The sequence below is a fragment of the Paraburkholderia sp. genome (assembly GCF_035501035.1).
GTDB lineage: Bacteria > Pseudomonadota > Gammaproteobacteria > Burkholderiales > Burkholderiaceae > Paraburkholderia.
The window spans coordinates 1-3,337 of record NZ_DATJWR010000030.1; the positions used below are offsets into that span (position 1 = coordinate 1).

At 69.1% G+C, this 3,337-nt stretch carries 4 protein-coding genes; 2 read left to right on the top strand and 2 right to left on the bottom strand.

The features are described from left to right. Positions 1-409: NAD(P)/FAD-dependent oxidoreductase (locus VMJ11_RS01940; protein ID WP_325616376.1), on the top strand; the 409-nt coding region annotated here is incomplete at its 5' end. A 205-nt stretch (positions 410-614) separates the two neighbouring features. Beyond that, complete coding sequence (locus tag VMJ11_RS01945; RefSeq protein WP_325616378.1) at positions 615-926, top strand: high-potential iron-sulfur protein; 312 nt, start codon at positions 615-617, stop codon at positions 924-926. 112 nt (positions 927-1,038) lie between these two features. Here the strand turns inward: VMJ11_RS01945 and VMJ11_RS01950 are convergent, their stop codons facing one another. Together VMJ11_RS01950 and VMJ11_RS01955 are read right to left on the bottom strand one after the other, a co-directional pair. After that, positions 1,039-2,553, bottom strand: coding sequence for an amidase (locus VMJ11_RS01950; protein ID WP_325616380.1), 1,515 nt, complete (start codon positions 2,551-2,553; stop codon positions 1,039-1,041). Positions 2,554-2,755: 202 nt separating this feature from the next. Continuing rightward, the coding region (locus VMJ11_RS01955; RefSeq protein ID WP_325616382.1) for a dienelactone hydrolase family protein at positions 2,756-3,337 on the bottom strand (582 nt) is incomplete at its 5' end.

Sequence of the window (3,337 nt, forward strand, 5' to 3'; positions counted from 1 at the left end):
CACGCTGGCCGGCCGCGCACCCTTCTCGCGGCTGATCTACCCGGTGCCCGAGGCCGCCGGCCTGGGTGTGCACCTCACGCTCGACCTGGGCGGCCAGGCGCGCTTTGGCCCCGACGTCGAATGGATCGATGCGATCGATTACGACGTCGATCCCCACCGCGCGCAGGCCTTCTACGCGCAGATCCGCAGCTACTGGCCCGCGCTGCCCGACGGCGCGCTACAGCCGGCCTACGCGGGCATCCGCCCGAAGCTCTCCGGGCCGGGCGAGCCCGCCGCGGACTTCATGATCCAGGGCGCGGCCTCGCACGGCGTGCGCGGGCTCGTGAACCTGTTCGGCATCGAGTCGCCGGGGCTCACGGCTTCGCTTGCGATCGCCCAGCGCGTGTGCGAGATGGCTTCCATCGACTGAATCGCGCCGACCACGCGTTTTCCCTTCTTCCAGCGAGCCGCATCATGCGGCTCACTTATCTCCGGCATTGCAGCCTCACGCGTGCGTCCTTCGTTGTTAAGCTTCTCCGCGAAGCCGCCGCCAGAGCGACGTAAAGGCATTGACGCGGCACACGAGCCGCGCATAACCCAGCGAACGAATCGCCCACAATACCGGAGTGACTCCCATGAAATCGTCCCGCCGCAGCTTTCTGATTACGAGCATCAGCGTCGCATCGACGCTCGCGCTTTCGCGCCAGGCTTTCGCCGACGCCCCCAAGGTTGCCGAATCCGATCCCACCGCCCAGGCGCTCGGCTACAAGCTCGACGCGACCAAGGTCGACAAGGCGAAGTTCGCGAAGTACGTCCCCGGCGAGGACTGCAGCAACTGCTCGTTCTACCAGGGCAAGCCCACGGACGCGTTCGCGCCGTGCCCGATGTTCGGCGGCAAGCAGGTTGCGGGCAAGGGCTGGTGCAGCGCCTATAACAAGAAGGCGTAACAGGCCGCAAAGAAGCGGACGCAAAGAAGCACGAGTGCTGCGGGCGGCGCGACGCATGGGTGCATGCGCCGCGCCGCCCGCGCGCCGTGTGATGGCTTGCAGGCGCTGCGCGCTAGAGGCGGGCCTGCAGCAACGGCGGACGCCGGCCGAACCACGGGCGCGCCGCCTCCAGTTGCGCCGCGAGGCGCAGCAACAGCGCGTCGTTGCCCTCGCGGGCGGCAAATTGCACGCCTATCGGCAGGCCGCGCGCATTCCACGCGAGCGGGACCGACATCGACGGCTGGCCCGTCAGATTGAATAGCTCGGTGCAGCCCGCCCACGCGAAGGCCTTGTTCGAGGCTTCGGTCAGCATCTTTCTCATCAGCACTTCCACCGGCACCGCGGTGACCGCGCGCATCTGCATGCGCTCGCTCTGGGTGGGCTTGAGCGCGCCGATCTTCACCGGCGCGGCGGCGAGCGTCGGACACAACAGCACGTCGTAGCGCTGCATCAGGTCGGCGAGCTGCGCCGTGATGCGCTGCTGCAAGTCGAGCGCCGCGGGCAGTTCGCGCTCGCCCAGCTTGCGGCCGATGTGCGCCATCGCCCACGTCGCGATCTCGAAGTCCTGGCGGCGCGGCTTCGTGCCCGTGATTTCGTCGGCGTTCAGCACGTATTGCTCGGCTACCACCGACCACAGCATCAGGAAAGCCTCGCGCGCCGCCGCGTAATCGACGGGCAGCGAGTATGGCTCCACGCGGTGGCCCAGCGAGGCGACCAGTTCGGCGGCATCGTCGAGCGCGCCGCGCACTTCGGGCGAGAGCGTGTCCGCGAACATCGGATCGCAAAGCAGGGCGACGGAGAGCGGCTTCGACGCGTCGAGCGGCGCGCGCGCGGCCGCGAGGAAGGTGCCTGGCGCACCGGCCGGCAGCGCCGGGTCGCCGGCGATCAGGTCGAGCATGAGCGCACTGTCGCGCACACTGCGCGACACCGCGAGATCGACGCCCAGCGCGCCGGGCGGCGTCGGCACGTTCGAAGCGGGCTGCAGCGCGCGCGACGGTTTGAACCCGAAGAGCCCGCAGCACGATGCCGGAATGCGGATCGAGCCGCCGCCGTCGGACGCATGCGCGAGCGGCACGATGCCCGCCGCGACCGAGGCGGCCGCCCCGCCGCTCGAGCCGCCCGGTGTGTGATCGAGGTTCCACGGGTTGCGGCATGGGCCGAACAGTTCGGGCTCGGTGTAGGGCATCTGCCCGAGCTCCGAGGCGCTCGTCTTGCCGCAGATGTTCAGGCCCGCGGCGCGAAAGCGCTCGACCACGGGTGCGTCGGCGTTGGGAATGTAATGGCGGTAGTGGCGGCTGCCGAATGTCATGCGCAGGCCGGCCACCGCCGCGCCGAGATCCTTCACGAGAAAGGGCACGCCGGCCAGCGGGCCGTCGTTGAGCGCGTCGACGCCATTGCCGGCCGCCTCGATGCGCAGCGCGCGCTGGCGCGCCGCCTCGTAGTCCTTGAGGACGATGGCATTGATGGCGGGATTGGTGGCTTCCGCGCGGGCGATGGCCGTGTCGAGCAGTTCGCGCGCGCTCACTTCGCGGCGGCGCACGAGATCGGCGAGGCCGATGGCGTCGTATTCCAGATAGTCGGACTGCAAGGCGCGCACTCCTCGTCGTTGGATGGGGCAAGCGTGCAAGCGAAGATGAAGCGCGCCCGGCAGAAAGGCTGCCGGGCGCAACAGCGTGCAACAGGGCGCGCCGGTTACGCCGGCCACGGCGCGCTTATGCAAGGATGCCTGCGCGCGCCCTGGCTGGCTAGCCGGCGGCGTGGAGGAAAGCGCCGCCGCAGGGACGAAGCGATTACAGATGCTCGGCGAGGAAGCTCAGCGTGCGGCCATGCGCGAGCGCCGAAGCATGCTGGTTGTACGACGCGCGCACCGAGCAGTTGAAGCCGTGCTCGGCGTTCGGGTACAGGTGGAACTCGGCGTTCGGGCGGCCAGCGAAGCGCTCCTTCACCTGGCCGACCGCCGAGAGCGGAATGGCGTGATCGTTTTCGGCGTAGTGGAACAGGATCGGCGCCGTGACTTTGTCTGCGAGGTCGAGCTGGTTCTGGATACCGCCGCCGTAGTACGACACGGCCGCATCCAGCGAGCCGCTTGCCGCCGCGAGATAGGCGAGGCGCCCGCCGAAGCAATAGCCGATCGCCGCGACCTTGCCGGTGCACTCGGGCAGCGCGCGCAGCGCAGCGGCCGTTGCACCGATGTCCTCGACGACGAGCTTCACGTCCGTCTTCTGCATCAACTCGATGCCGCGGTCGCGGTCGGCGCCCGCGTAGTCGAGTTCGACGCGCGGTGCCGTGCGCCAGAACACGTCGGGTGCGATCGCCACGTAGCCATCGAGCGCGTACTGCTCGACGACATCGCGGATATGCCCGTTCACGCC